A 25,171-nucleotide genomic window follows, 5' to 3' on the forward strand; every position below is an offset into this window, starting at 1 on the left:
TAAAAATTTAACTTCTAAGTAGTAAATATATTTTTTATCAGCATTTTCACATAAAAAAATCACAAAAACACAATAGTTGTTCAACTAAAAAAAATGAAACATTATCTTTACCAAAAATAAATTGTCTTGGGTAAAAATAACCTCTCGCAAACATATGCACAGGCTCTGCAAACGCAAAATCTGCAAACTGCTATTTCCAAAAATCAAAGTAAAACACATTTAAAAGGTCTTGTAGGCTCTTCTCTATCTTTTGTTTTAACCGAAACATTTAAACAAACAGACAAACCTTTTTTACTTGTTTTTAACGATAAAGAAGAAGCTGCCTTTTACCTCAACGATTTAGAAAGTTTACTCAACGATAAAGATGTTCTTTTCTATCCAGGAAGCTACAGAAGACCTTATCAAATTGAAGAAACAGACAATGCCAATGTACTTTTAAGAGCTGAAGTTTTAAACCGGATAAACTCTCGAAAAAAACCAGCTGTAATAGTGACTTATCCAGATGCTTTATTTGAAAAAGTAGTCACAAGAAAAGAATTAGAACGCAATACTTTAAAGGTTTCTATAAGCGATAATTTGTCTATAGATTTTGTAAATGAAGTTTTATTTGAATACAAATTTAAGCGTGTAGATTTTGTCACAGAACCGGGAGAATTTTCGGTAAGAGGTGGAATTGTGGATGTATTTTCATTCAGTCATGACGAACCTTACAGAATTGAATTTTTTGGAGATGAAGTAGACAGCATTAGAACCTTTGATGTAGAAACGCAACTTTCTACAGATCAAATAAAAAAAATAAGTATCATTCCTAATGTTGCTAATAAACTAATTGAAGAAAAACGCCAGAGTTTCTTAGATTATATAGCTTCTAAAACAGTAGTTTTTACTAAAAATAGTGATTTGATGTTCTCGAGAATCGACGATTTTTTTGAGAAAGCTGAAGAGGCCTTTAAAAACTTAACTTCAGAGTTAAAACATGCAGAACCTGAGGAGTTATTCTGTAATTCAGCCCTATTAAAAAAGCAGTTATTGGATTTTACCATAGTAGAATTTGGGACTCAAAATATTTTTAATAACGATAGCACAATTGCTTTCAACACCTCACCCCAACCAGCTTTTAACAAACAGTTTAATCTTTTAATTGAGAATCTAAACAACAATCATGAGAAAGGTTTCACTAATTATATTGCTTGTGTAAGCGAGCAACAAGCCAAACGTTTTCATGATATTTTTGAAGATGCAGAAGAGGAAGTTCATTATAAAACCATAGTTCTATCTCTGTACCAAGGCTTTGTAGATAAAGACAATAAAATTTGCTGTTATACGGATCATCAGATTTTTGAGCGTTACCATAAGTTTCACTTAAAAAATGGCTATGCTAAAAAGCAAGCTATTACCTTAAAGGAACTTACAAATCTTGAAATTGGCGATTATGTAACTCATATAGACCATGGAATTGGAAGGTTTGGTGGTTTACAAAAAATTGATGTTGAAGGCAAAAAACAAGAAGCCATTAAATTAGTTTATGGCGAGCGCGATATTCTTTATTTAAGTATTCACTCTCTTCATAAAATCACCAAGTTTAATGGAAAAGATGGTAAACCTCCTAAAGTCTATAAATTAGGGTCTGCGGCCTGGAAAAACTTAAAACAAAAAACCAAAACAAGAGTTAAGGAAATAGCCTTTAACCTGATTCAGGTTTATGCCAAACGCAAACTGGAAAAAGGTTATCAATATCATCCAGATAGCACCATGCAATTGGAGTTGGAATCTTCTTTTATTTACGAAGATACCCCAGATCAAATTACTGCTACTACCGATATTAAAACAGATATGGAAAGCGAAAGACCTATGGACAGATTGGTTTGTGGTGATGTTGGCTTTGGTAAAACCGAGGTTGCTATTCGAGCTGCTTTTAAAGCTGTAGATAACGGCAAGCAAGTAGCTGTTTTAGTGCCAACAACTATATTAGCTTACCAACATTCTAGAACTTTTAAAGAGCGATTAAAAGATTTTCCAGTAACTGTAGAATACATTAATCGTTTTAGAACGGCTAAGGAAAAAAGAACCACTTTAGAAGGCTTAGAAAATGGTTCTGTAGATATTATTATTGGCACCCATCAATTGGTAAACAAAAATGTCAAGTTTAAAGATTTAGGTTTATTGATTGTGGACGAAGAGCAGAAGTTTGGAGTTGCTGTCAAAGAAAAACTAAGAACACTTAAAGAACATGTGGATGTGCTTACCTTAACGGCTACTCCAATACCTAGAACTCTTCAGTTTAGTTTAATGGCGGCTCGAGATTTGTCTGTTATAACCACACCTCCTCCAAATCGTTATCCTATAGAAAGTCATGTAATTCGCTTTAGCGAAGAAACGATTAGAGATGCTATTACTTATGAAATTCAACGTGGCGGACAAGTGTTTTTTATTCATAACCGGATCGAAAACATCAAGGAAGTAGCTGGTATGATTCAACGCTTAGTACCTGACGCGAAAATTGGAATTGGGCATGGACAAATGGATGGAAAGAAACTAGAACAACTTATGCTGGCCTTTATTAATGGGGAATTTGACGTACTAATAAGTACAACCATTGTAGAAAGTGGCTTAGATGTTCCAAATGCAAATACCATTTTTATTAATAATGCCAATAATTTTGGATTAAGCGATTTACACCAAATGCGTGGTCGTGTAGGACGAAGTAACAAGAAGGCATTTTGCTATTTTATAACTCCAGATTATTCTGCCATGACCGAAGATGCCAGAAAAAGAATTACAGCTTTAGAGCAATTTTCTGAACTTGGTAGTGGACTGAACATTGCCATGAAAGATCTAGAAATTCGTGGTGCCGGCGATTTATTAGGTGGGGAACAAAGTGGGTTTATTAACGATATAGGGTTTGACACCTATCAGAAAATACTAAGTGAAGCCATCGAGGAACTTAAAGAAAATGAATTCAAAGATTTATATGAAGACGATGGCAAAGAAAAAGAGTATGTAAAAGATGTGACCATAGATTCCGATTTAGAAATGCTTTTCCCAGACGATTATGTCAATAATATTTCTGAACGATTAAACCTATATACTCAACTAAATAATATTAAAACCGAAGAAGAGTTTCAAAAATTTGAATCGGAGATTGTAGATCGTTTTGGGGAGTTACCAACCCAGGTAGTAGATTTATTTAATAGTGTTCGAATTAAATGGGTTGCTACTAAAATAGGACTTGAAAAAGTGGTGATGAAACAAGGGAAATTAATTGGTTATTTTATAACAGACCAACAGAGTGCTTATTACCAAAGTGCAAATTTCACTAAGGTTTTACAGTATGTTCAAGCACATCCTACAGCTTGTAAAATGAAGGAAAAAGAAACCAGAAAAGGCTTGCGTTTATTGCTTACGTTTGATAAAATTAAAACCGTAGAACAGGCTTTAACTGTTTTAAAACCTATTGTGAATTAGAAGTAATAGAAAGCATCTTTATAGTGCGTAAGTTCTTCTTTAGACTTGTTCTTTATAATTGCAATAATATCAAAACGCACTTCTAAAGTAATGTTGTTTGTTACCATATAAGTATCCATGGCTTTTACAAGAAGCTTGATTTTTCCTTGTGTCACAAAACTCTGTGGGTCTCCAAAGACATCAGAATTTCTCGTTTTCACTTCCACGCAAACAATGCTGTCTCTTTCTTTGGGCGAGGCAATAATGTCAACTTCGGCACGATCGTAAAAATAGTTTCGCTCTAAAATTTCATATCCCTTTGTTAAAAGATAATTGGCTGCAAATTCTTCGCCCCATTCTCCAAGTTCGTTATGATATGCCATAATTCCTGCGAAAGCAGGAATCTTATCCTTACTTTCTAATTAATCTATTTACGAAAGCGAGAATCTCATCCTTACTTTCTAATTAACCTATTTATGAAATAAAAATTCATTTTAAATATTTCATTTTCAGGCTAAAGATAACCAACTCCCCTCCATTTTACAACAGCCAAATGATTATTTCAAATTGAAAAAGTAAATCCTACAATAAGTAGTACTTTTACATTTTAAATAAAGCAGGTATAAAATGGCTACTATTAAATGTCCCAATTGTGGTGTTTATAATACAGATAGAGATTATTGCGAAAAATGCAACACTGTTCTTTCCTATAAAATTAGACGTGAACTTGCTTTAAAGAAAGAGGAAGAACAACGTCAAAGAGAGATGGCCTCCAAAGAAAAAAAAGAATCTTTCTTTGAAAAATATAGTAATCACCGATTTCTTTTAGTACGTATTATAGTGAAAATAATCCGTTCTATTTGGCTTGTATTTATGGCTATAGGCATGTTTATTGCTTGGTTAATTTCAGCTGTAGTTGCATGAAAATCCTAAAAAGCACAATTCTTATAGCTTTCTGCTTAATCGCTTTATTTATTTATGTAGCAAATAGATTAGCCTTACCACTCCCTTCATGGATTTACTTTTATGTAAACGATTTTCTATGCATGCCCATAGTATTAAGTTTGAGTTTGGCTGCTCTTCGTTTTATAAAAAAATCTGATATTATTTACGTGCCTTTAAGTATCATTTTAATTATGACAACTTATTATGCCATTTATTTTGAATGGCTTATGCCTCAATTAAACTCTAGATATACTGGAGATTTAATAGACGTGTTTCTCTATTTTCTTGGGGCTTTCTTATTTTTTATATTTCAGAAAAAGTTATTTTAAAACTTGAAGAAAGTTTAGGTTTTATTGTTCAAAAACAACGGTCGATTCATCTTTCCCTACAGTCATTTTAATTGTTTCTCCAAGTACCATGGCACGATTATCTTTTTCGTGTCCTGCGGGCATATTAAAAGCTATTGGAAAATTATAATCAGCAAGTGCATCTAAAATAAGCTGCTCTATAGAACTACCCCAGGCAGTCGTGTTTTTTCTAATTTTGCTCATATCTCCAACTAAAAGTCCCGCACAATCATCGAAATATCCGGCACGTTTTAAACTTTGTAACATACGGTCTATATGATATTTATATTCACCTATTTCTTCTATAAATAAAATTTTCCCACTAGTATCTATACTTGTTTTAGAACCCAACATGGTATGAAGCATGGTTAAGTTTCCACCTACTAAAGGAGCTGAAACAGTTCCGGTTTTATTATAGGCAGACCCTTTTAATGTATAACTTAATGGCTCTCCAAAAATGGCCTTTTTAAAAGTATCAATAGTTTCTGTTATGTCATTCGGGTCGTCTGATAAACTGGTACACATAAGCGCATGAATAGTTTCAAATCCTTCATTGTGAAACTGATTATGCAAAGCTGTAATATCGCTATAACCTATTAGCCATTTAGGCCTTTCTTTTAATTTGGTAAAATCCAATTTATCTAAAATTCTTACAGCTCCATAACCTCCTCTTGCACACCAAATAGCGCTAATACTGGAATTATCCATGGCTTCCTGGAAATCTTCGCAACGCTCATCGTCCGTACCAGCAAAGTGATTATTCTGATTAAAAACATGCTTTCCAACTACCACGTTCAATCCCCAACTTTTAAGCAGGCTTTTAGCTTGCTGAATTTCACTAGCTCGCCCTTTTAAAATTCCTGAAGGTGCTACAATGGCAACTGTATCGCCAGCTTTTAAAAATGGAGGTTGTTTCAAGGTATGTGTTTTTTGTGTTTGAAGTTCTTGTGCTGAAAGCCTTTGTTTTCCGAAGAAAAAAACCAAGCAGAACAAGCTTAATATAAAAGTAAATTTTGTCATAATGTAAATGTACATTTTTTTTCTAAATCGCCTCTAAAATGCGTACTTTTGTACACTTTAAAAATATAAATAATGTCAAAAAACTCTTCCCCTTCGGCAGACAGATATACCATAACAGCTGCTTTACCTTATACTAATGGCCCCATTCATATTGGCCATTTGGCAGGTGTTTATGTACCAGCAGATATTTATGCCCGCTATTTACGGTTAATAGGAAAAGATGTTGCTTTTATTTGTGGAAGCGATGAGCATGGTGTTCCAATCACTATTAAAGCGAAAAAAGAAGGCGTTTCTCCTCAAGATATTGTAGATAAATATCATGCCATTATTAAAAAGTCTTTTGAGGATTTTGGCATTTCTTTAGATAATTATTCCAGAACTACAGCTAAAGTACATCATGATACGGCTTCAGAATTTTTTACAAGTTTATACGAAAAAGGTGAGTTTACAGAAGAAATTACCGAACAGTTATATGATGAAGAAGCCAATCAGTTTTTAGCAGACAGATTTGTAGTTGGAACCTGTCCTAAATGTGGCAACGAAGAAAGTTATGGCGACCAATGTGAAGCTTGTGGTACCAGTCATAATGCCACGGATTTAATCAATCCAAAGTCGGCCATTACCGGAAACATTCCAACCTTAAAACAAACAAAACATTGGTTTTTACCTTTAGATAAACACGAAGATTTCTTAAAAGAATGGATTTTAAAAGGTCATAAAAAAGATTGGAAACCTAATGTTTACGGACAAGTAAAATCTTGGATCGACGATGGTTTACGTCCAAGAGCCGTAACTAGAGATTTAGATTGGGGAATTCCCGTTCCTCTTCCAGATGCAGAAGGCAAAGTGCTTTATGTATGGTTCGATGCGCCAATTGGTTATATTTCTGCTACCAAAGAATGGGCAGAACGCGAAGGAAAAGATTGGGAACCTTACTGGAAGGATAAAAATACCAAACTAGTTCATTTTATTGGAAAAGATAATATTGTATTCCATTGTATTATTTTTCCAGCTATGTTAAAAGCTGAAGGCTCTTATATTTTACCAGATAACGTTCCTGCAAACGAGTTTTTAAACTTGGAAGGCAATAAACTTTCAACCTCTAAAAACTGGGCGGTTTGGTTACCAGAATATTTAGAAGATTTTCCGAATCAGCAAGATGTTTTGCGCTATGCCTTAACAGCAAATGCTCCAGAAACAAAAGACAACGACTTTACATGGAAAGATTTTCAGGCAAGAAACAACAACGAATTGGTTGCTATTTTTGGAAATTTCATTAACCGTGTGGTAGTCTTAACCAATAAATATTACAACGGAATAGTTCCGAAACCATCCAACTTTTCTCAAGTGGATAATGAAACCCTAGCTGCAGTTAAAGCTTATCCAGCTGTTATTTCTAGTTCTATTGAGCGTTATAGATTTAGAGAAGCTGGGCAAGAATTAATGAATTTAGCTAGATTGGGAAATAAATATTTAGCAGACGAAGAACCTTGGAAGGTAGTTAAAGAAGACGAAGCCAGAACCCAAACCATTATGTTTGTGGCACTTCAAATTGCGTCGGCTTTAGCCACTTTAAGCGAACCATTTTTACCCTTTACTTCAAATAAATTAAAAGCTATTCTAAAAACAACATCAAACACTATTGAAACTTCTTGGAACGATGTTTCTACAAAAGATATTTTACTTCCTACAGGACACCAAATTGGAAAAGCTGAATTATTATTCTCAAAAATTGAAGACGAAACCGTTCAAGCTCAAGTTGATAAATTATTAGCTACCAAGAAAGCAAACGAAGCTGCTAATAAAAAAGTTGATCCTGAAAAGGACACCATTAGTTTTGAGGATTTCACAAAATTAGATTTAAGAGTTGGAACTATTTTAGAAGCTGAAAAAATGCCAAAAACTAAAAAGCTTTTAGTCTTAAAAGTAGATACAGGAATCGATATAAGGACCATTGTTTCTGGAATTGCTGAAAGCTTTACTCCAGAAGAAGTAATTGGTAAAAAAGTGACTGTTTTAGTAAATTTAGCTCCAAGAAAGCTTCGCGGTGTAGAAAGCCAAGGCATGATTTTAATGACAGAAACTTCTGAAGGAAAATTAGTTTTTGTAAATCCTGATGATGAGAATATTACTAATGGATTGCAAATAAGCTAATAAATGGAAAACTCTCAAGACTTAAAATCTCATTGGAACAAAGCTTACGATAAAGAAGATAATCAGTTGGGGTGGTTTGAAGAAAACCCAGCGCCAACCATGCAACTTATAGAAGCTTGTAAGCTTGAAAAAGATGCTAAAATTTTAAATGTTGGAGTTGGAACTACCAACCTCATCGATACTCTTTTAGACGAAGGTTATACCAACCTTATTGCAAACGATTTGAGCGACTTTGCCTTACAAAAGCTAAAAAACCGCATTAAACAATCGCATAATTATCAGTTAACAACAATTACAGACGATTTAACAAACCCCACAGAATTACAAAATCTCGAAAACGTCAATCTATGGATTGATAGAGCCGTACTTCATTTCTTCTTAAAAGAAGAAGAACAAACGGCATATTTTAATTTAATTAAAAAAATAGTAAATAAAGGTGGTTTTGTCTTGATTGCTGTTTTTTCTCTAGATGGTGCAGAAAAATGTTGTGGCCTAGACTTAAAACGCTATAATCTTGATATGCTAAAAGACGCCTTAGGCACAGATTTCAAATTGATAGATTCTTTTAATCATACGTTTATAAATCCTTTTGGTGGCGAACGTCCTTATATTTATACTTTATTCCAAAAAATGTAATCTTAAAACATTCTAAATTACAATTCCACTAAGGGATAAGCCCCCTTTACCATCCAAATGTTAGGAAGATTTCTTAGCTTTGATTAAACATTAAAATTATGCTATCAAAAACAATAGAAAAAGTATTAAACGATCAAATAAGGATTGAATCAGAATCTTCTCAAATATATTTGGCCATGGCTTGTTGGGCAGAAGTAAAAGGTTTAGAAGGAATTGCTGGATTTATGTACGCACAGTCTGATGAAGAAAGAGATCACATGCTTAAATTTGTGAAATTTGTAAACGAACGTGGTGGTCATGCGCATATTTCGGATCTAAACGAGCCAAATGTCAAGTTTAAGTCTTTTAAAGAAATGTTTGAAAAACTACTTGAACATGAAATTTTCGTTTCAGAATCCATTAACAATTTAGTAGATATTAGTTTACAAGAAAAGGATTATGCCACTCATAATTTCTTACAGTGGTACGTGGCCGAGCAGATTGAAGAAGAAGCAATGGCAAGAACTATTCTAGATAAAATAAACCTAATTGGAGACGATAAAGGAGGTCTTTATTTATTTGACAGAGATATTCAACAACTTACTATAAGCTCTGCTTCAAACGATAACGTTTAAATTTTTAACATTTTAGTTTATTTAGATTCATTAAAAATAATTACTTTTGTCTCATTACTTAATACCTAGTATTTGTTTTGGGAAAAAAGAAACAAAAAAAAGAGAAGAAAAAAGCTCTAAAAAAACTGCAAGCATCTGGCATAATTATTGCCGATAAAGTAAAAAGTAGTTGCTGCGAAAAATACAAGAAAAAGGAAAGTAAGCGCTGTAAAAAATGTCCTTGCTTCGACCTTTTACAAGATGTAGCATAGTACTTTATAAACATATTTTTATTAAGGTGACCTTAAAAACGGTCGCCTTTTTATTTTGTGATACACCTAAAAATGAAATCAACCTACAACTTGTATTATTTAAATTTCATCAAAATTATTTTTTTAGAAAACAGCAATTTTTATCTTTTATCATCTATAAATATACGGGATCAAAATAAAGTTCTCTTTGCAAGAAATTTCAAACATCTATAATCCATTTGTTTCCGTACATAGAGTAATTATCCGTGTAAATAGATTAGTATTTTAATCTTTAGCATCAATCTTAAAGCGTTTCATTATTTAATTTTGATTATTCAACAAAAACAATAATTTATGAAAAATGTTATTCTTTTAGTATTTAGTATCTGCCTTTTATCATGCGGTGGATCTAAAACTGTTCGAGATTCTAAAAAAGTTATTAAAGGCGATTGGACCTTAAATTCAATTAACTATAGTGAAACAGGAACTTATAATATCACCCTATTTAACGATGAATCCAAAACCTGCTTTGAAGGCAGCCAATGGCAATTTATACCAAATAATAATACGGGTTTATATACCATTACTAATTTAGATTGTACTATGGGCGAGCGTTATTTTGTATTCACTATCAAAGAAATAGATGAAACAACTGGCTTGTATGACTTCCTTTTAAAACCAACAAATAAAAAGGGGAAATCGGAAACCAATCAGGGATTTAGACTAAGACTAAGTGCTTTATCAGACACTAATATGCAGTGGCAGCAAACCGTAATGGTAGACAATAAGCCTTTTACAATAAATATGAACTTTACAAAACAATAATATGAAGACTTTAAATATAAATACATACAAAATAATAGCACTTGCTAGTATCTTTTTAATAAGTTTTACTAGCTGTAAATCTGTAGATAACGCTAATAACAAACAAAAAGGTGCCGTTATTGGAGCTACTGGAGGTGCTGTTTTAGGAGCTATTTTAGGAAATAACATTGGGAAAGGTGGTAATGGCGAACTTGGAGCTGTTATTGGCGGTGTTGTTGGCGGTGGTGCTGGCGTTTTAATTGGAAATAAAATGGACAAACAAGCACAAGAGATTGAAGAAGAAATTCCAGGAGCTCAGGTAGAACGTGTAGACGATGGAATTGTAGTTACCTTCGATGAAAATAGTGGCGTATATTTTGCTACAGATAAATTCAATATTAATAGTGCTTCTCAAACAACTTTAAATAAATTAGCAAATGTATTTAAAGAATATCCAGATACGAATATTTTGGTCGTAGGACATACAGATAGTGTTGGAGCAGAAGCGTATAATATGACGCTTTCTAAAAGAAGGGCTTATTCTGTAACTAATTACCTAATTTCGTCAGGGGTAAGTAATGGTAGACTAACAACAAATTGGTTTGGAGAAACACAGCCTATGCATGATAACTCCACAGCTGAAGGCCGTGCAAAAAACAGACGTGTAAATGTAGCTATTTTACCAAGCGAAGAAATGATACAACAAGCACAAAATCAAGCTAACAATTAAAATAAATTAACATGAAAATCAGATTATTAGAACTCTCTGCAATTGCACTTTTATTGATTACTAGTTGTAATTCGAATGATAAAAAACAAAAAGAAGTCGAACCTGACGCAGGAGAACCAAATAAAGAAGTAGTAGATATGCATACCAGCGAAAATGCTTTAGACTGGAATGGCATCTACACCGGAACTTTACCTTGTGCCGATTGTGAAGGTATTGAGGTTACCATCACTCTTAATAAAGATCAAACTTTTAAATTAAAAGATATCTATTTAGGAAAAGAAGAAAAAAATATTATTAGTCGTGGGTATTTTAAATGGCTAGAAGATGGGCAAACAATTTTATTATCAGACGAGAATAAAACTAGTTTTGCTGTAGGTGAAAACACCCTAACCTTATTAGATAAATCTGGAAAGAAAGTTACCGGAGAACTAGCAGATCTATATATTTTGAAAAAACAACAAAGCGCGTCTACTAACTCTAATGAATTCACTGATACTAAATGGAAATTAGTAAAGCTTATGGGGAAAGATATTACAGCTTCTGAAGCTTTTATTTCTTTCTCAACAGACGAAAATAGAGTTTTTGGAGATGCCGGATGTAATACCTTTACTGGTTCTTTTAAAATAGAAAACGGAAGTCAGTTAGAGCTTTCTAATGTAGCTACAACCATGAAAGCTTGTCCAGATATGACAATTGAAAATCAATTTATGGAAGTGCTTAATACGGTAGATAACTTCTCTTTAAGCGGAAATACAATGACACTTAATAAAGCAAAAATGGCTCCTTTAGCTGTTTTTGAAATTATGGAATAAAACACAGGTAAAAATAACTTTTTACTAAAACCCAAGTATGTTGCTTGGGTTTTTTAATGCTATATTTTTAACTTCTCCAAGAAATAGATTTAACAGAATTTAGTTTTACTCAAGAAAACAAGTTGATTTTTCAAAGTAACTCAATCCTAAATTAGTATATATGCCTATCTTTGAGAATTGATAATTTTCTGCAATTAGAAAATATTTTAAACAAGTCTTTCATTTAAATTAAAATCCATGAGAACAATTGCATTTTTTCTGAGCCTTTTCTTAAGTGTCCACATTGCTCAAAGTCAACAACAAATGACTCCAGAACTACTTTGGCAAGTAAAACGCCTTAGTGCTTTAGGTCTAGACAGTCAAGGAAATCAACTTTTTTATCGCGTATCCACTCCAAATATGGAAACTAACGGATTTGACTCGAAATTCTACAAAATCCCTGTAAATGGAGGAGCTCCCGTAGAAATAACCAAAGAAGATGTTGCGGTTGTAGATAAAAACATCTCGCCTGATGGTCGTTTTAAAATGTTCGATAAAGCAGTTGCTATAGAAGCTATTCATAGTAAAGATGTGTATAAAGACTTAGAAAAATCTGACGCCTATATTTTTACAGATTTGGATAACAGACATTGGGACACTTGGTACGACGGAAAATTCAACCATGTTTTCTATAAGGCAATCAATGCTGAAGATACAGATGCTATAGATATTATGCCTAACGAGCCATATTATAGTCCGCAACGTCCTTTTGGTGGCGACGAAGATTATATCTGGGCTCCGGATAGTAAGAGTATTTACTACGTAAGTAAAAAACTAAAAGGAAAAGCCTACGCTACCAGCACCAATACAGATATTTATAAGTACAATTTAGCCACAAAAACAACTACCAATATTACAGAGAAAAATCGTGGTTACGATATGAGCCCAGAATTTTCAAGTTTAGGCGCTCTAGCATGGTTACAAATGAAAACCGAAGGTAACGAAAGTGATAAAAACGATCTGATTGTTCTAGAAAATGGTATCGAACAAAACCTAACTGCACGATGGGATGGCACCGTAAGAAGTTTTAAATGGAGTAAAGATGGAAAGAAAATTTACTTTACGGCTCCTGTAGATGGAACTATTCAATTGTTTGAGGTTAATTACCCTGGAAAAAAACGTATAGCGCCATTAGTGACTCAATTATCTGAAGGTCCTTTTGATGTGACTAGTATTGTTGCAGAATTAAACAACAGCCTACTTGTTACACGTACCGATATGAACCATGCTGCCGAAGTGTTTAGTTTCGATTTAAAGAAGAAAGATTTTGAGCAGATTACAAACGTTAATACCGATTTCTATAGTAAAATCGATATGCCAAAAATTGAAAAACGTTATGTAACTACTACAGATAACAAACAAATGTTAGTTTGGGTTATCCTTCCTCCAAACTTCGATGCTTCTAAAAAATATCCAACGTTATTATACGCTCAAGGTGGTCCACAATCGCCATTATCCCAATTTTATTCGTATCGATGGAACTTCCAAGTTATGGCTTCGCAAGGATATATTATAGTAGCTCCAAACCGAAGAGGTATGCCTGGACACGGCGTTAAATGGAATGCAGATATAAGTAAAGATTGGGGCGGACAAGTTATGGACGACTACCTGAGTGCCATTGACAATCTTGCCAAAGAATCTTATGTAGACAACGATAGACTTGGTGCTATTGGTGCCAGTTTTGGTGGTTATTCCGTGTTTTATTTAGCTGGAATCCATGAGAAACGCTTTAAAACTTTTATCTCTCACGATGGCGTTTTCGATACCCGAACAATGTATGGCACCACCGAAGAATTGTTTTTTGTAAACAACGATTGGGGTGGAAACTATTGGGATAAAGACAATAAAACAGCTCAAAAAGCTTATAATGAATTCAATCCAATAACTAGGGTGGCTAAATGGGATACTCCCATATTAATTATACAGGGAGGAAAAGATTATCGCGTGCCAATCGAGCAAGGCTTAAGTGCATTTCAAGCAGCACAACTCTTAGATATAAAAAGTAAATTACTTTATTTTCCAGATGAAAACCATTGGATTCTACAGCCTCAAAACGCCATTGTCTGGCAAACAGAATTCTTTAAATGGTTAAAAGAAACCTTATAAAAACATCAAACCCCTTTTAGCTAAAAAAGGGGTTTATTCTTTTACGCAATTCACAAGAAAAATCACAGGTCTTACCGCAAATATCTTCATATATTTGTAGCTCAACCTATAGATTATATTAAGCATGTCGATGATTTCCTACATCATTTCCCAAACACAACTTCCAGAAGTTTCTGTAAAAAACACGGTAGAATTATTAAAAGAAGCCTGTACGGTTCCGTTTATTTCGCGTTACCGAAAAGAACGAACAGGTAATCTGGATGAAGTTCAAATTGGAGACATCGTTAAATACAAAGAACAATTTGAAGCCCTAGAAAAACGAAAAGCGAGCATTTTAAAGGCTCTGGAGGAACAAGAAGTTTTAACAGACGACTTAAAAATAAAAATTGAAGCTACTCAAGATTTAACCACACTTGAGGACCTTTATTTACCCTTCAAAAAAAGTAGAAAAACCAAAGCTGAAACTGCTAGAAAAAATGGTTTGAAACCTTTGGCTAAAATCATTATGAGCCAAAATGCTTCAGATATAGAATCTATTGCTTATAAATACGTAAAAGGAGAAATTGCTTCTGTTAAAGCTGCTTTGGAAGGTGCGCGCCATATTATTTCCGAATGGGTAAATGAACGTACAGATGTTAGAAATAATATTCGTATGCAATTAGAACGTTTCGCCATGATTTCTACTAAAGTAGTTAAATCCAAAAAAGAGACTGAAGAGGCACAAAAATTTCGAGATTATTTTGAATGGGAAGAGTCTTTAAATAGAATTCCTTCTCATAGATTATTAGCCATTTTAAGAGCTGAAAAAGAAGGCTTTATAAAAGTGAAAATTGAGATAGACCAGGAGAAGGCTTTGACAAAAATTGAAGATCGGATTATTCGATCTAATAATGCCTGTTCCAAACAAATTGAAATAGCCATTCAAGATGCCTATAAGCGTTTGTTATTTCCATCCTTATCTAATGAGGCGTTGCAGAATGCCAAAGAAAAAGCCGATGCTTCTGCCATAAATGTCTTTGCTAAAAACCTTAAACAATTATTATTAGGATCCCCTTTAGGTGAAAAACGTGTTTTAGCCATTGATCCTGGATTTAGAACTGGCTGTAAAATTGTGTGTTTAGATGCCCAAGGAAATTTAAAACACAACGAAACCATCTATCCGCATCCGCCAAAAAGTGATTCCCTTGGTGCCATGAAAAAAATAAGTTCACTTTCTGAAGCTTATCAAATTGAAGCCATTGCAATTGGAAACGGAACGGCCTCGAGAGAAACCGAAGCGCTTATTAGAAAAATTCATTTTAAAAATGATATTCAGGTATTTGTAGTCAGCGAAGCAGGAGCTAGTATTTATTCGGCTTCAAAAATTGCTAGAGACGAATTCCCAAATTATGATGTAACTGTTCGTGGTGCTGTTTCTATTGGACGACGTTTACAAGATCCGTTAGCCGAATTAGTTAAAATAGAGGCTAAATCTATTGGCGTTGGACAATACCAGCACGATGTGGACCAAACAAAACTTAAAAGCGAATTAGATACCGTTGTAGAAAGTTGTGTAAATGCAGTAGGCGTAAACATTAACACAGCGAGCACAAGTTTATTGAGTTATGTTTCTGGAATTGGACCAAAACTAGCAGAAAATATTTTTAATTACAGAGCTGAAAACGGCGTGTTTAAATCTAGAAATGCTATTAAAAAAGTACCTCGTCTTGGAGAAAAAGCTTTTGAACAGGGTGCTGCATTTTTGAGAATTAAAGAGGCTAAAAATCCGTTAGATGATTCTGCTGTACATCCAGAAAGCTATGTTATTGTTGAAAAAATGGCAAAGGATTTAGACAAGCCTATTTCAGAATTAATTGGTAATTCTACACTACTTCAAAAATTAGACTTAAAAAAATACTGTACAGATTCTGTGGGTTTACCAACACTTCAGGATATTATCAAGGAATTAGAAAAACCTGGATTAGATATTCGTGAGCAGGCTAAAGTCTTCACATTTAATCAAAATATTAAATCTATAACCGATTTACAAGAAGGGCAACTTCTTCCTGGTATTGTAAACAATGTTACCAACTTTGGTGCTTTTGTAGATCTAGGAATTAAAGAAAGTGGCTTGATTCATATTTCTAATCTGGCAGATCGGTTTGTGAGCGATGTAAACGAGCATATAAGCCTACATCAACAAGTAATTGTTAAGGTATTAGAAGTAGATGTAGCACGAAAACGCATTCAATTAAAGCTTCATAAGTAAAAGGATTAAGATCGTTCCGAAAGCTTTCGGAACTTATAGAGCATAGACCTGTTTAATTACTTATTATTATATATCCTAAAAATTAAACCCAGTCTAAACTCTCAATTGTGACTAAAGCCTCATATAAAAAGAAAGATATTGTCGACTGAAACTATATCCATAATACTTTTTATTGATTGATGGCAACATATTTTAATAAAACTGGATAATATTTTATCATACTTGGTTAATTTAGTCTCATCAAAATCTGGAAATAGGGCGTACATTTGCAGCTTCAAATTAAGAAGCTAAATAGTTTTCAGATGAAAAAGGCAAGAATCGCGTTGTTTATTGGAATAGTTTGTATTTCTATATTCCCTATTTTGGTTAAATTAAACCTAACTCCAGGAGTGATATCAGCATTTTATAGAATGTTGTTTTCCTTGTTGTTGTTATTACCTTATGTTTTAATATCAAAACAATTTAAAGTACCCAGTCTTAAAATGGCAATTTTAGCCATTATTTGCGGGGTTGTTTTTGGTAGTGATGTCGCAGTTTGGAATATTGCTATTCAAGAATCTACCGCTACTCAGGCATCTTTATTAACGAACCTCTCTCCAGTTTGGGTGGGTGTTTTAGCTTTGTTCTTTTTAAAGGATAAACCAAAAACTAACTTTTGGATTGGTACCATGGTTGCTGTTTTTGGGATGATGATGCTTGTTGGTTTTACCGTATTTAAAACGCTTGATTTCGACTTAGCGTTTAGTTTTGGTATCCTATCAGGAGTTCTATACTCAGTCTATATGCTACTAAGTAAAGAGGTTTTAAAGAAAATGAATGTTATTACTTTTATGACCATAAGTTTGGCAGCTTCATCTATATACTTAGGAGGTTTAAGCTACGCTATAAACGAACCCTTTTCCGGTTTTTCAAATGCTGGTTGGTTGGTATTAGTTATTCAAGCTGCTGTTTGTCAGCTTGCAGCCTGGTTATTAATTAGCTATGCAACACAGCATATGCGCGCTACCAGAGTTTCAGTTAGTTTATTGGGACAAGGTATTTTAGCTTCTATTTTAGCATGGTTATTAATAGACGAAGCTATTTCTCTACAAATGGTTTTTGGTGGTTTTGTATTACTTTTTGGAATTCGGATTACTTTTTACGAAAAACAAATATTATCAGCTTTTCAGTCTACAACGAAATCAGTTAAAAAACGTGTTTTAAAACGTATCTAATTTCTAAATTTTGAAATAAAAAATTAAAGTCTAGAGTTGTTCTATACTAATTTTTCCAGAACAGCTCTAGATTCACTACCATAAATACCATCAACAGTTATTTCATACTTTTTTTGAAAAGCTCTAAGTGCTGCTTCTGTTTTAGGACCAAAAACGCCATCCGCACTTCCACTTAAAAAATCTAATTGTTTTAAAAGTTGTTGTAAGTGTTTTACGTGATTGTTACTATCGCCTTGTCTTAGATAACCTGTTGGAATTTGTAGGTTGCTATTATCATGATCTGTTAAGCTTATAAAGTCTAAAATTCGATCTAAAGGATAGGTTTGAATATTTACCTCATCGTCTTGATTACCACCGAGACAATAAATAGATTTTCCACTCTTGGTATAACCCATAAAGAACCCCACATGTCCTCTCCAATCATCTCTACTCCCTCTCCAAAAAACAACAATATCTCCTGGTTGAGGCCATTTGGTTTTTTCACCTACGTTTAACCAACTTCTGGCATTTGCCTTATTGGATCTTGGTAAATTAGCTTGCATTGCTACCCAATTTGCAAAAATACTACACCAGGCAACTTCATCGTTACCAAAATTCAAGCCTGTAGTTACTTGATATTCTAAAATGCGTTCGTTGTGCTTCTCTCCATGGATTTCTTTTTGGCCCAATTCACCCAAAGCAATTTTTAATGTATCTCCTAACATATCTCTTAAATTTTAAATTATAACGACTGCTAAAAACTAAAAGGGAGGTTCCTAAAATAAATAAAAAAAAGCGACCTAAGTCGCTTTTAATCAGATATTTTAATGTTCTATTTACTTAACATCAGTAATTCGTCACACAGAACTTCTGTTATGTATCGTTTATTACCATCTTTATCTTCCCAAGAACGGTTTGTTAATTTGCCTTCTACGGCAATTTCCTTTCCTTTGGAAACATACTCTTCTACAACTTTTACCAAGCCTCCTCTTACTACCACATTATGCCAGTATGCACGTTCTACTTTTTGACCATTTTTGTCTTTGTAGCTATCGTCTGTAGCCATTGAGAATTTAGCCATTTTGTTACCATCTTCAAAATTGATTATTTCAGGATCTTGTCCTAATCTTCCAATCAACTGTACTTTGTTTCTAAGCGTTTTCATAATTTTAAATTTTAATGCCTGTCCGAAAACAAGCGGGTTAAACAGTTAATACTATTGAATATCGTTCGGTCAATTCAACGGTACAAATATGCAATCACTTCCAAATATTAGTCGGTTATTAACTAATTAAACTCGTTTGTAAATGTTTGTAGTCGTTTGTAAACGATTTTTTATTCAACTTTAATTCATACCTTTAACAGTAATGGCAAGACTTATAAGTTATTTTTATCCCATTACTAAAAAAATTGAATCGGATATTAACGGAACCTTAGAAATTACCTGGTATAATGGAAAGAAGCATTTAAACACTAAAAATGCTAACTATTCTTATGGCTCTTTACAACGGATTTTAAAGTTTGGATTAGAAAAAATAGAACTTTCAAACGTAAATTCTGTTTTACTCCTTGGTCTTGGGGGTGGTAGTGTTATACAAACACTCAGAAAAGATTTCAATTATAAAAAACATATAACCGCCATTGAAATTGACCCTACAATTATCAACATTGCTGAAGACGAATTTCAACTTCAGAACAATCAACAATTAGAGATTATCTGTGCTGATGCGCTCCAATATATTGAAGAAAATAAATCTACTTTCAATCTGATAATTATCGATTTATTTATAGACACACAGGTTCCTAAACAATTCCTTGAAATTCCTTTTTGGAAACATCTTTTACAACGGAAATCTCCAAATGGTATCATTTTATTTAATGCCTCTTTAGAAAAGTCTTTAAGCCATAAATTAGAGTCTATTATTAGTTATTTAAAATCTCATATTTATATGGTAGAAGTGCACGAAAAAGTAAATAATACCAATACGCTAGTTATTGCAAAATCCCTATAGCCATTTGTATACGAATAATTTATATCTTTATAGTTAGGCCTTAATTCAAGAATTTATGAAATCTATTTTAGCCAGCATTATTTTTATGCTCATTAGTCAACTTAGTTATAATCAAAATCAAACTTTAAAGTTCTTAGATGGTATGAATTCTCCAGATGCTAATTTAAAAGAAGCCTCCTGGATTCAAGGCTATTGGAAAGGAGAAGCTTTTGGTGGAATTACAGAGGAATTTTGGGGTCCACCTTTGGGAGACTCTATGATGTTTAGCTTTAAACTTGTGGTAGATAATAAAGTGGTTTTTTATGAAATAGGTGGTATAAGACAAATAGATAATACGCTTCTTCTTCAATTAAAACACTTTGGAAATGATTTTAAAGGCTGGGAGGAAAAAGATGAAACAGTTGATTTTAAATTAGTTAAAATAGAAAAGGACCGGATTTATTTCGATCAATTTACTTTTGAAAAAATTTCTGAAAATGAAATGAATCTTTATGTTGTTATTTCAGACAATGGTCAACAGGAAGAAGTAAAATTTAATTACAAACGTCAGTAACATGCAAAAGCAATGCCCGGAATGTGGCGATAAAATAGTTGGAAGAATTGATAAGAAGTTCTGTAGTGATGCCTGTAGAAATTCTTATAACAATAGGGTGAATAAGGATTCTAAAAACCTGATTAGAAATACCAATAACCGATTAAGAAAAAACTACCGAATCTTAGAAGAGCTCAATCCAGAGCAAAAAACCAAAAGCTCTAGAGCCAAACTAATAGAAAAAGGTTTCGATTTTAATTATTTTACTAGTATTTACACCACCAAAGCTGGTACTGTGTATTACTTTGTTTACGACCAAGGTTATTTACCACTAGAAGGCGATTATTATGCATTAGTAAAACGCGAGAGTTAATTAGAAATCATGATACACCAATAACCTATTGTTAATCTCTTAGTGACATCCGGTTTCTGTCAAATTTTTTGTAACTTTAGGAGAAATCAAAAAAAACAATGACTTATTTCTTTTCCACAACTTTAGAACAAACAACTTTTGAAGAGGCTATAACTAAAACAAAAGCAGCATTAAAAGAAGAGGGATTTGGTGTATTGTCTGAAATAGACATAAAAAATACGCTCAAAACCAAATTAGATGTAGATATGGATTCCTATGTGATTTTAGGAGCTTGTAGTCCAAAACATGCTTATGAAGCCATACGTTCTGAACCAAACATTGGTGTATTTTTACCCTGCAACGTCATTGTTAAACAAGTCAAACCAAGAACGTTTGAAGTATCGGCTGTAGATCCCATTGCATCCATGGGAGCTGTTGAAAACAAAAACTTAAGTCAGGTAGCTAAAGATGTAGAGGAAAAGCTTAAGAATGCAATAGCTCGTTTAAAGTAGAAATACACTGTTAATTACACCCCAATTTTTTCAATAAAACTGCTTACTTTAAAAGATCTCTGCAGCATTTAAAATAAGCATTAGGAATATCTTCTAATAAAACAGTTACAAACTGTATTTATAGATTAGTACCTTCTATTTTCAATCCAAATTCATCTTAAATAAAATGATTTAAAGATTGCAGATAGAAGTATTCCCAATACATTCGCCGCAACTTAAAAAACAATACAATCATGATTAAAATTTACTCAACATTACTGTTATTTCTAACAGTAACTCTAACAATTAACTCACAAACATTCCCTACCACTTCGTGGTCTGATAATACAGACGTAAGTTGGTATAATGAAAGTGAAGACACATTTACCATTTCGACAGCCGAGGCTTTTGCTGGCCTTTCAGAATTGGTAGCAGCAGGAAATACTTTTGCTGATAAAGACATAACTATTGGTGCTGATATCGATTTAGATGCACATTTATGGTTGCCTATTGGACCAGATAATGACTTTTTATTTTCCGGAAATGTAGATGGTGGTAATTACACTATTAGTAATCTATGGATAAATTCGCCAAATGGGGATTGGATTGGATTATTTGGTCAGACTAGTGGGGCATCTTTTTCTAATATTAACCTAGACACTGCTAACATTCTCGCTTTAGATACTTCTGGAGTGTTAGTTGCCAATTTAGCAACTAATAGTTCAATGCAAGATTGCCATGTAACCAACGCTTCTATCACTGCTACTAGCTATAATATTGGTGGCCTAACAGGAGGTGTTCTAACAAATTCTACTATAACCCGTTGCTCTTTTAGTGGAGACGTTGTAGGTTACAACCAAGTAGGAGGTATTGCTGGTACTGGATGGAATGAAAGCTCTATTACCGAAAGCTATTCTGAAGGAACCGTATCTGGAGGCTTTTTAGTTGGTGGTATTGTAGGTTATTGTACATTTTCTTTTGGACCTCCAACCCAAAACGTAATTGACAATTCTTATTCAAGATCTACTGTTTCTGCTACTACAGGCCGAGCTGGTGGTATTTATGGAGGTGCAGATTCTAACCTAGTTTTATTAAATTCTTATTCTACTGGATCTGTAACTGCTCCAGAATTTGCCGGAGGAACTATTGGGTATTATGGAAATGCAAATGATATCCAAAACACCTATTTTGATATGGAAACCTCTGGACAAACAGAAGCTGTTGGTGGTTTTGGTGGAGAGCCAGTAACTGTCGATGCAGAAGGAAGAACAACTGCTAATATGAAAAATACAGAATTCTTAGGTTTATTAAACGCAGGATCTGCAGGAACTCCTTGGTCTCTTGATTCAACTTTAAATGATGGCTACCCTGTTTTAACCAGTTCTTTATCTATAGCAGACAACAACTTTGTAAACGCAACAGCTACAGTATATCCTACTGTTTTTACAGATAAGATTACAGTAAGCTCAACAGCTAATTTAGAGGCTTTTAAAATGTACAACATTTTAGGAACTTTAGTTCTTGAAGGAGATTTAAAAGCAACAAACACTATCCATGCAGGCAATATTTCAGCCGGTATTTATATTGTGAAAATTACCACTGAATACAGTACTATTACTAAAAAACTTATTAAAAAGTAAGTTTTTAAAAACAATTAAAAAAGCCATTATACATAAGTATGATGGCTTTTTTGCTTTGTATGTGCTTCTATTTAAAAATAATCTTCAAAACAAAATAATGCTTATCCCAATTCAACCTAACAAATTAATTTACAACCCTCGTATGTTTTATTGGTTTTTTTCTAAGTATATGACTAATATCATATTTTAATAAAAATCACCCATATATTTTTGCATAGAAGATTAAAAGGTCTTTTTACTATAAATTGGAGATGAAGTTACATTTGCTCATACCTGACAATTATCCCCACTTCAACTTCTTTAACAAAAAGGCCTTTTTTTAAATCTTTCAATTCAAATAGGCTTATAATATGTTTCCGATGTATAATCTATCACAACATAAAAGTTGCCAAAAGCCATTCAAAGCTTACGGCATGCCTAAAGAGAACCTCTAGACTTTGTAAAATTACTTAAAAAGCATATTAAAAAATGAACTCCTATTTACCAGAGATTGAAAAGTTGGAACAAGGACATCCATTACAGATATATTATCAAGAAAGTGTTTTGATTGAAAATTTAATTTCAGAATTATACGATGTGAAAGTCTCCGAAGATTTTCAGAAGTATTTTAATATTTTTAATCAGTTAACTACGATTGAGAAACGCTTTAAACGAAAAGAAAATCAACTTTTCCCTTATTTAGAGAAACATCATTGGAATGGACCTAGTCAAGGTATGTGGTCATTTCATGATGTTCTAAGAGAGCAAATCCGATTATTAAACACACACAATGAGACGAGGAATTTAGAAAAAATTACTGAGAATCTTCCTTATTTACTAGAAGGCATTAAGCGACTCATGCTAATTGAAGATCAGAAATTATTTCCCAACGCCATGCGTTTACTAACCAAAGAAGATTGGGAAGAATTTTATCAAGGTGACGAGGAAATTGGATGGATGCTCAAGGAAAAGCCAGCTCCTTTTCCTGCTAAAGAACCAGAGTATATTCATCCAAGTAAAGATCTTACAGAACGTACCCAAAGCTTTTCTTTAGAAAACACGTCTCATTATGATGAAGGTTATATGACTCCTGAACAGGTGAATCTACTATTGAAATTTTTACCCGTAGATATTACTTATGTAGACGAAAACGATAAGGTTATTTTTTACAACCGAGGTGAAGATCGTGTATTTGCTAGAAGTAAGGGAATTATTGGTCGGGAAGTACGTTTTTGTCATCCCCCTAAAAGTGTGGATATGGTTTTAAGAATTTTAGAAGAATTTAAAGCTGGCAATAAACATACCGCTGAATTTTGGTTCAATTTTAAAGGACAAATCATTTATATCAGATATTTTGCTATCAGAGACCAAAACAAAGTTTATAAAGGCGTTATTGAAATGTCGCAAGACATTACAGAAATTCAAAAATTAGAAGGACAAAAAAGACTTTTAGATTGGGATTAAATTTTAGAATATAAATCAAGTTACGATAGAATCCTCTCTTTACTATCCATATAGCGGTATTTTAATTTGGACAATTATTTATTGAGAACTGATACCTTTTAGGGCTGTTTTGGTTGCTATGGTTTGGTATAGCACAGACGAACCTCAGCTGTTTCACGAATCCAAGCAACAGTTTTAATAAACCATGGTTAAAAAACCAGAAAACCTCATTATAGAAGATGTAGAGGATAGAACTACTTTTTGGCATATGTTCAACCTTGTTTGGCTCTTATTATTTCTTGTAAATTATCTAATTTTTTAAAAATGAAGAAACTACCTTTCTTAATCGTCTTAATTATATTGGTAATTCTGACTGTGTTATCTCTACTTGTTTCCAATTCAGGTATTGTAAACGGGCCTCAATATATCATGCTACTTTCGGCCTTAAAGTTTTTAGCAATCGCTTTTTATTTTATGGAATTACGCCATGCTACCACTTTTTGGAAAGTACTTTTAATTGGCTGTTTAACTATTTTTATTGGTTTGACCTTAATTATTTAATCTGAAGCAGCTCCAAGAACATCAAACTTTTTTAAAGAAATATAACGTCCTTTCTCTTTTATTTCCTCAACAAACTGGGCGACAGTTTTATCTTTAAAATCTTTAAAAATCTTATTTTTGAAAGCAGAAACAGTAAAATGAACAGGGCAAGGATTATCATCACCACATTTAGAAAGTCCTAAAAAGCATTGACTAAATTTATCTGTACCGTCTATTACTAATATAATATCCCAAACGGTTTTCTCTTTGTTTTCATCGCTTAAATAAAAACCACCATAAGGTCCTTTAGTAGAAGTTACCAGATGACTTTTATTTAACTGCTGAAGTAATTTAGCTAAGAAAGGCTGAGGCACTTCTAATTCTTCAGAGATAGTTTTTACGCCAACCTTATGTTTTTCATCCGAGCACATTCCTAAATAAAGAATGGACCGAATGGCGTATTGACAGGCATTTGATAACATAATAATTTTTTTCAAAGATATAAAAAGATATTTTTATCCTAAATTAATTAACAAGACCTTAGTTTATAATTATTATTATAATTTATAAAAACTGTTCGCAATAAATTCGCTTCGTACTAAATCTGTAATTATATAATCACCTTTAATCTTAAAGAGGAGATTCTAAGGTGTAAAAAGAAAGAAACACTGTTGTTTTAGCACAATATCTTCAATATACTAAAAATTTAATTTCGAAAACTACCAGTAGTTTTGAGTTTATTTACAAACTAAAAATGGCACAAGTTTTATACTTGTTTACAATAAAGTAATTGCATCGACTATTTGGATTCATAAAGTCTTTTGGCAGCGTATTAAAAAGATGATATAGTAACTTAGTAA

Annotated in this window: 24 protein-coding genes; 19 read left to right on the forward strand and 5 right to left on the reverse strand. The window is 33.1% G+C overall.

The genetic code is table 11. The features are described from left to right. Nucleotides 1-126: 126 nt before the first annotated feature. A complete protein-coding gene (mfd, locus tag OS188_RS11095; protein ID WP_267148911.1) occupies nucleotides 127-3,465 on the forward strand; it encodes a transcription-repair coupling factor in 3,339 nt (1,112 codons plus the stop codon). On the opposite strand, the gene OS188_RS11100 is transcribed toward mfd, so the two are convergent. Beyond that, entirely contained in the window at nucleotides 3,462-3,827 is a 366-nt protein-coding gene (locus OS188_RS11100; RefSeq protein WP_267148912.1) for a YraN family protein, read from the reverse strand. The two genes, mfd and OS188_RS11100, sit on opposite strands and share 4 nt — an antisense overlap. A gap of 244 nt (nucleotides 3,828-4,071) precedes the next feature. On the opposite strand from OS188_RS11100, the gene OS188_RS11105 reads away from it, so the two are divergent. Next, complete coding sequence (locus OS188_RS11105) at nucleotides 4,072-4,368, forward strand: TFIIB-type zinc ribbon-containing protein (protein WP_267148913.1); 297 nt, start codon at nucleotides 4,072-4,074, stop codon at nucleotides 4,366-4,368. Beyond that, nucleotides 4,365-4,718: a hypothetical protein gene (locus OS188_RS11110; protein WP_267148914.1), complete on the forward strand. Its 354-nt coding sequence runs from the start codon at nucleotides 4,365-4,367 to the stop codon at nucleotides 4,716-4,718. The genes OS188_RS11105 and OS188_RS11110 overlap by 4 nt, the downstream gene beginning before the upstream one ends. A gap of 21 nt (nucleotides 4,719-4,739) precedes the next feature. Here the strand turns inward: OS188_RS11110 and OS188_RS11115 are convergent, their stop codons facing one another. Beyond that, nucleotides 4,740-5,756 (reverse strand): S66 peptidase family protein, encoded by a 1,017-nt coding sequence (locus tag OS188_RS11115; RefSeq protein ID WP_267148915.1) that lies wholly within the window; start codon nucleotides 5,754-5,756, stop codon nucleotides 4,740-4,742. A 72-nt stretch (nucleotides 5,757-5,828) separates the two neighbouring features. Between OS188_RS11115 and metG the strand changes: the two genes are divergently transcribed. From metG to OS188_RS11160, 9 genes are all read left to right on the forward strand, one after another. Then, on the forward strand, nucleotides 5,829-7,910 hold the full coding sequence (metG, locus tag OS188_RS11120; protein ID WP_267148916.1) for a methionine--tRNA ligase: 2,082 nt from the start codon (nucleotides 5,829-5,831) through the stop codon (nucleotides 7,908-7,910). A gap of 3 nt (nucleotides 7,911-7,913) precedes the next feature. Further along, nucleotides 7,914-8,546, forward strand: coding sequence for a methyltransferase domain-containing protein (locus OS188_RS11125; protein ID WP_267148917.1), 633 nt, complete (start codon nucleotides 7,914-7,916; stop codon nucleotides 8,544-8,546). 98 nt (nucleotides 8,547-8,644) lie between these two features. Further along, entirely contained in the window at nucleotides 8,645-9,160 is a 516-nt protein-coding gene (locus OS188_RS11130; RefSeq protein ID WP_267148918.1) for a ferritin, read from the forward strand. Nucleotides 9,161-9,744: 584 nt separating this feature from the next. Further along, nucleotides 9,745-10,215, forward strand: a complete 471-nt coding sequence (locus OS188_RS11135) for a lipocalin family protein (protein WP_267148919.1) — start codon at nucleotides 9,745-9,747, stop codon at nucleotides 10,213-10,215. Between the two features lies 1 nt (nucleotide 10,216). Next, entirely contained in the window at nucleotides 10,217-10,924 is a 708-nt protein-coding gene (locus OS188_RS11140) for a YiaD family glycine zipper/OmpA-like lipoprotein (RefSeq protein WP_267148920.1), read from the forward strand. A gap of 11 nt (nucleotides 10,925-10,935) precedes the next feature. Beyond that, nucleotides 10,936-11,736 carry a copper resistance protein NlpE N-terminal domain-containing protein gene (locus OS188_RS11145; RefSeq protein ID WP_267148921.1) on the forward strand — a complete coding sequence of 267 codons (801 nt, stop codon included), beginning with the start codon at nucleotides 10,936-10,938 and terminating at the stop codon, nucleotides 11,734-11,736. Nucleotides 11,737-11,973: 237 nt separating this feature from the next. After that, entirely contained in the window at nucleotides 11,974-13,881 is a 1,908-nt protein-coding gene (locus OS188_RS11150; RefSeq protein ID WP_267148922.1) for a S9 family peptidase, read from the forward strand. A 124-nt stretch (nucleotides 13,882-14,005) separates the two neighbouring features. Then, nucleotides 14,006-16,129 (forward strand): Tex family protein, encoded by a 2,124-nt coding sequence (locus OS188_RS11155; RefSeq protein WP_416236538.1) that lies wholly within the window; start codon nucleotides 14,006-14,008, stop codon nucleotides 16,127-16,129. Nucleotides 16,130-16,431: 302 nt separating this feature from the next. Then, nucleotides 16,432-17,343, forward strand: a complete 912-nt coding sequence (locus OS188_RS11160; RefSeq protein ID WP_267148924.1) for a DMT family transporter — start codon at nucleotides 16,432-16,434, stop codon at nucleotides 17,341-17,343. A 41-nt stretch (nucleotides 17,344-17,384) separates the two neighbouring features. On the opposite strand, the gene OS188_RS11165 is transcribed toward OS188_RS11160, so the two are convergent. After that, the gene (locus tag OS188_RS11165) at nucleotides 17,385-18,047 is read right to left on the reverse strand and encodes a C40 family peptidase (RefSeq protein ID WP_267148925.1); all 663 of its coding nucleotides are present in this window, start codon (nucleotides 18,045-18,047) and stop codon (nucleotides 17,385-17,387) included. A 107-nt stretch (nucleotides 18,048-18,154) separates the two neighbouring features. After that, nucleotides 18,155-18,487, reverse strand: a complete 333-nt coding sequence (locus OS188_RS11170) for a single-stranded DNA-binding protein (RefSeq protein WP_267148926.1) — start codon at nucleotides 18,485-18,487, stop codon at nucleotides 18,155-18,157. A gap of 202 nt (nucleotides 18,488-18,689) precedes the next feature. Between OS188_RS11170 and OS188_RS11175 the strand changes: the two genes are divergently transcribed. The 7 genes from OS188_RS11175 (at nucleotide 18,690) to OS188_RS11205 (ending at nucleotide 24,332) form a co-directional block, all read left to right on the forward strand. Then, nucleotides 18,690-19,334, forward strand: coding sequence for a spermidine synthase (locus OS188_RS11175; protein ID WP_267148927.1), 645 nt, complete (start codon nucleotides 18,690-18,692; stop codon nucleotides 19,332-19,334). A gap of 55 nt (nucleotides 19,335-19,389) precedes the next feature. Next, nucleotides 19,390-19,887 (forward strand): DUF6265 family protein, encoded by a 498-nt coding sequence (locus tag OS188_RS11180; RefSeq protein WP_267148928.1) that lies wholly within the window; start codon nucleotides 19,390-19,392, stop codon nucleotides 19,885-19,887. Between the two features lies 1 nt (nucleotide 19,888). After that, nucleotides 19,889-20,239: a hypothetical protein gene (locus OS188_RS11185; protein WP_267148929.1), complete on the forward strand. Its 351-nt coding sequence runs from the start codon at nucleotides 19,889-19,891 to the stop codon at nucleotides 20,237-20,239. A gap of 98 nt (nucleotides 20,240-20,337) precedes the next feature. Beyond that, entirely contained in the window at nucleotides 20,338-20,730 is a 393-nt protein-coding gene (locus tag OS188_RS11190; protein ID WP_267148930.1) for a DUF302 domain-containing protein, read from the forward strand. Nucleotides 20,731-20,963: 233 nt separating this feature from the next. Beyond that, the gene (locus OS188_RS11195; RefSeq protein ID WP_267148931.1) at nucleotides 20,964-22,349 is read left to right on the forward strand and encodes a T9SS type A sorting domain-containing protein; all 1,386 of its coding nucleotides are present in this window, start codon (nucleotides 20,964-20,966) and stop codon (nucleotides 22,347-22,349) included. 468 nt (nucleotides 22,350-22,817) lie between these two features. Continuing rightward, complete coding sequence (locus OS188_RS11200; RefSeq protein ID WP_267148932.1) at nucleotides 22,818-23,792, forward strand: DUF438 domain-containing protein; 975 nt, start codon at nucleotides 22,818-22,820, stop codon at nucleotides 23,790-23,792. 303 nt (nucleotides 23,793-24,095) lie between these two features. Continuing rightward, nucleotides 24,096-24,332 carry a cytochrome C oxidase subunit IV family protein gene (locus OS188_RS11205; RefSeq protein ID WP_267148933.1) on the forward strand — a complete coding sequence of 79 codons (237 nt, stop codon included), beginning with the start codon at nucleotides 24,096-24,098 and terminating at the stop codon, nucleotides 24,330-24,332. Here the strand turns inward: OS188_RS11205 and OS188_RS11210 are convergent. Continuing rightward, nucleotides 24,329-24,808 carry an RrF2 family transcriptional regulator gene (locus tag OS188_RS11210; RefSeq protein WP_267148934.1) on the reverse strand — a complete coding sequence of 160 codons (480 nt, stop codon included), beginning with the start codon at nucleotides 24,806-24,808 and terminating at the stop codon, nucleotides 24,329-24,331. The genes OS188_RS11205 and OS188_RS11210 overlap by 4 nt on opposite strands. Nucleotides 24,809-25,171: the final 363 nt, after the last annotated feature.

Origin of the sequence: Xanthomarina sp. F1114, assembly GCF_026410255.1 — a bacterium.
In the GTDB taxonomy this organism is placed as follows: Bacteria; Bacteroidota; Bacteroidia; order Flavobacteriales; family Flavobacteriaceae; genus Xanthomarina.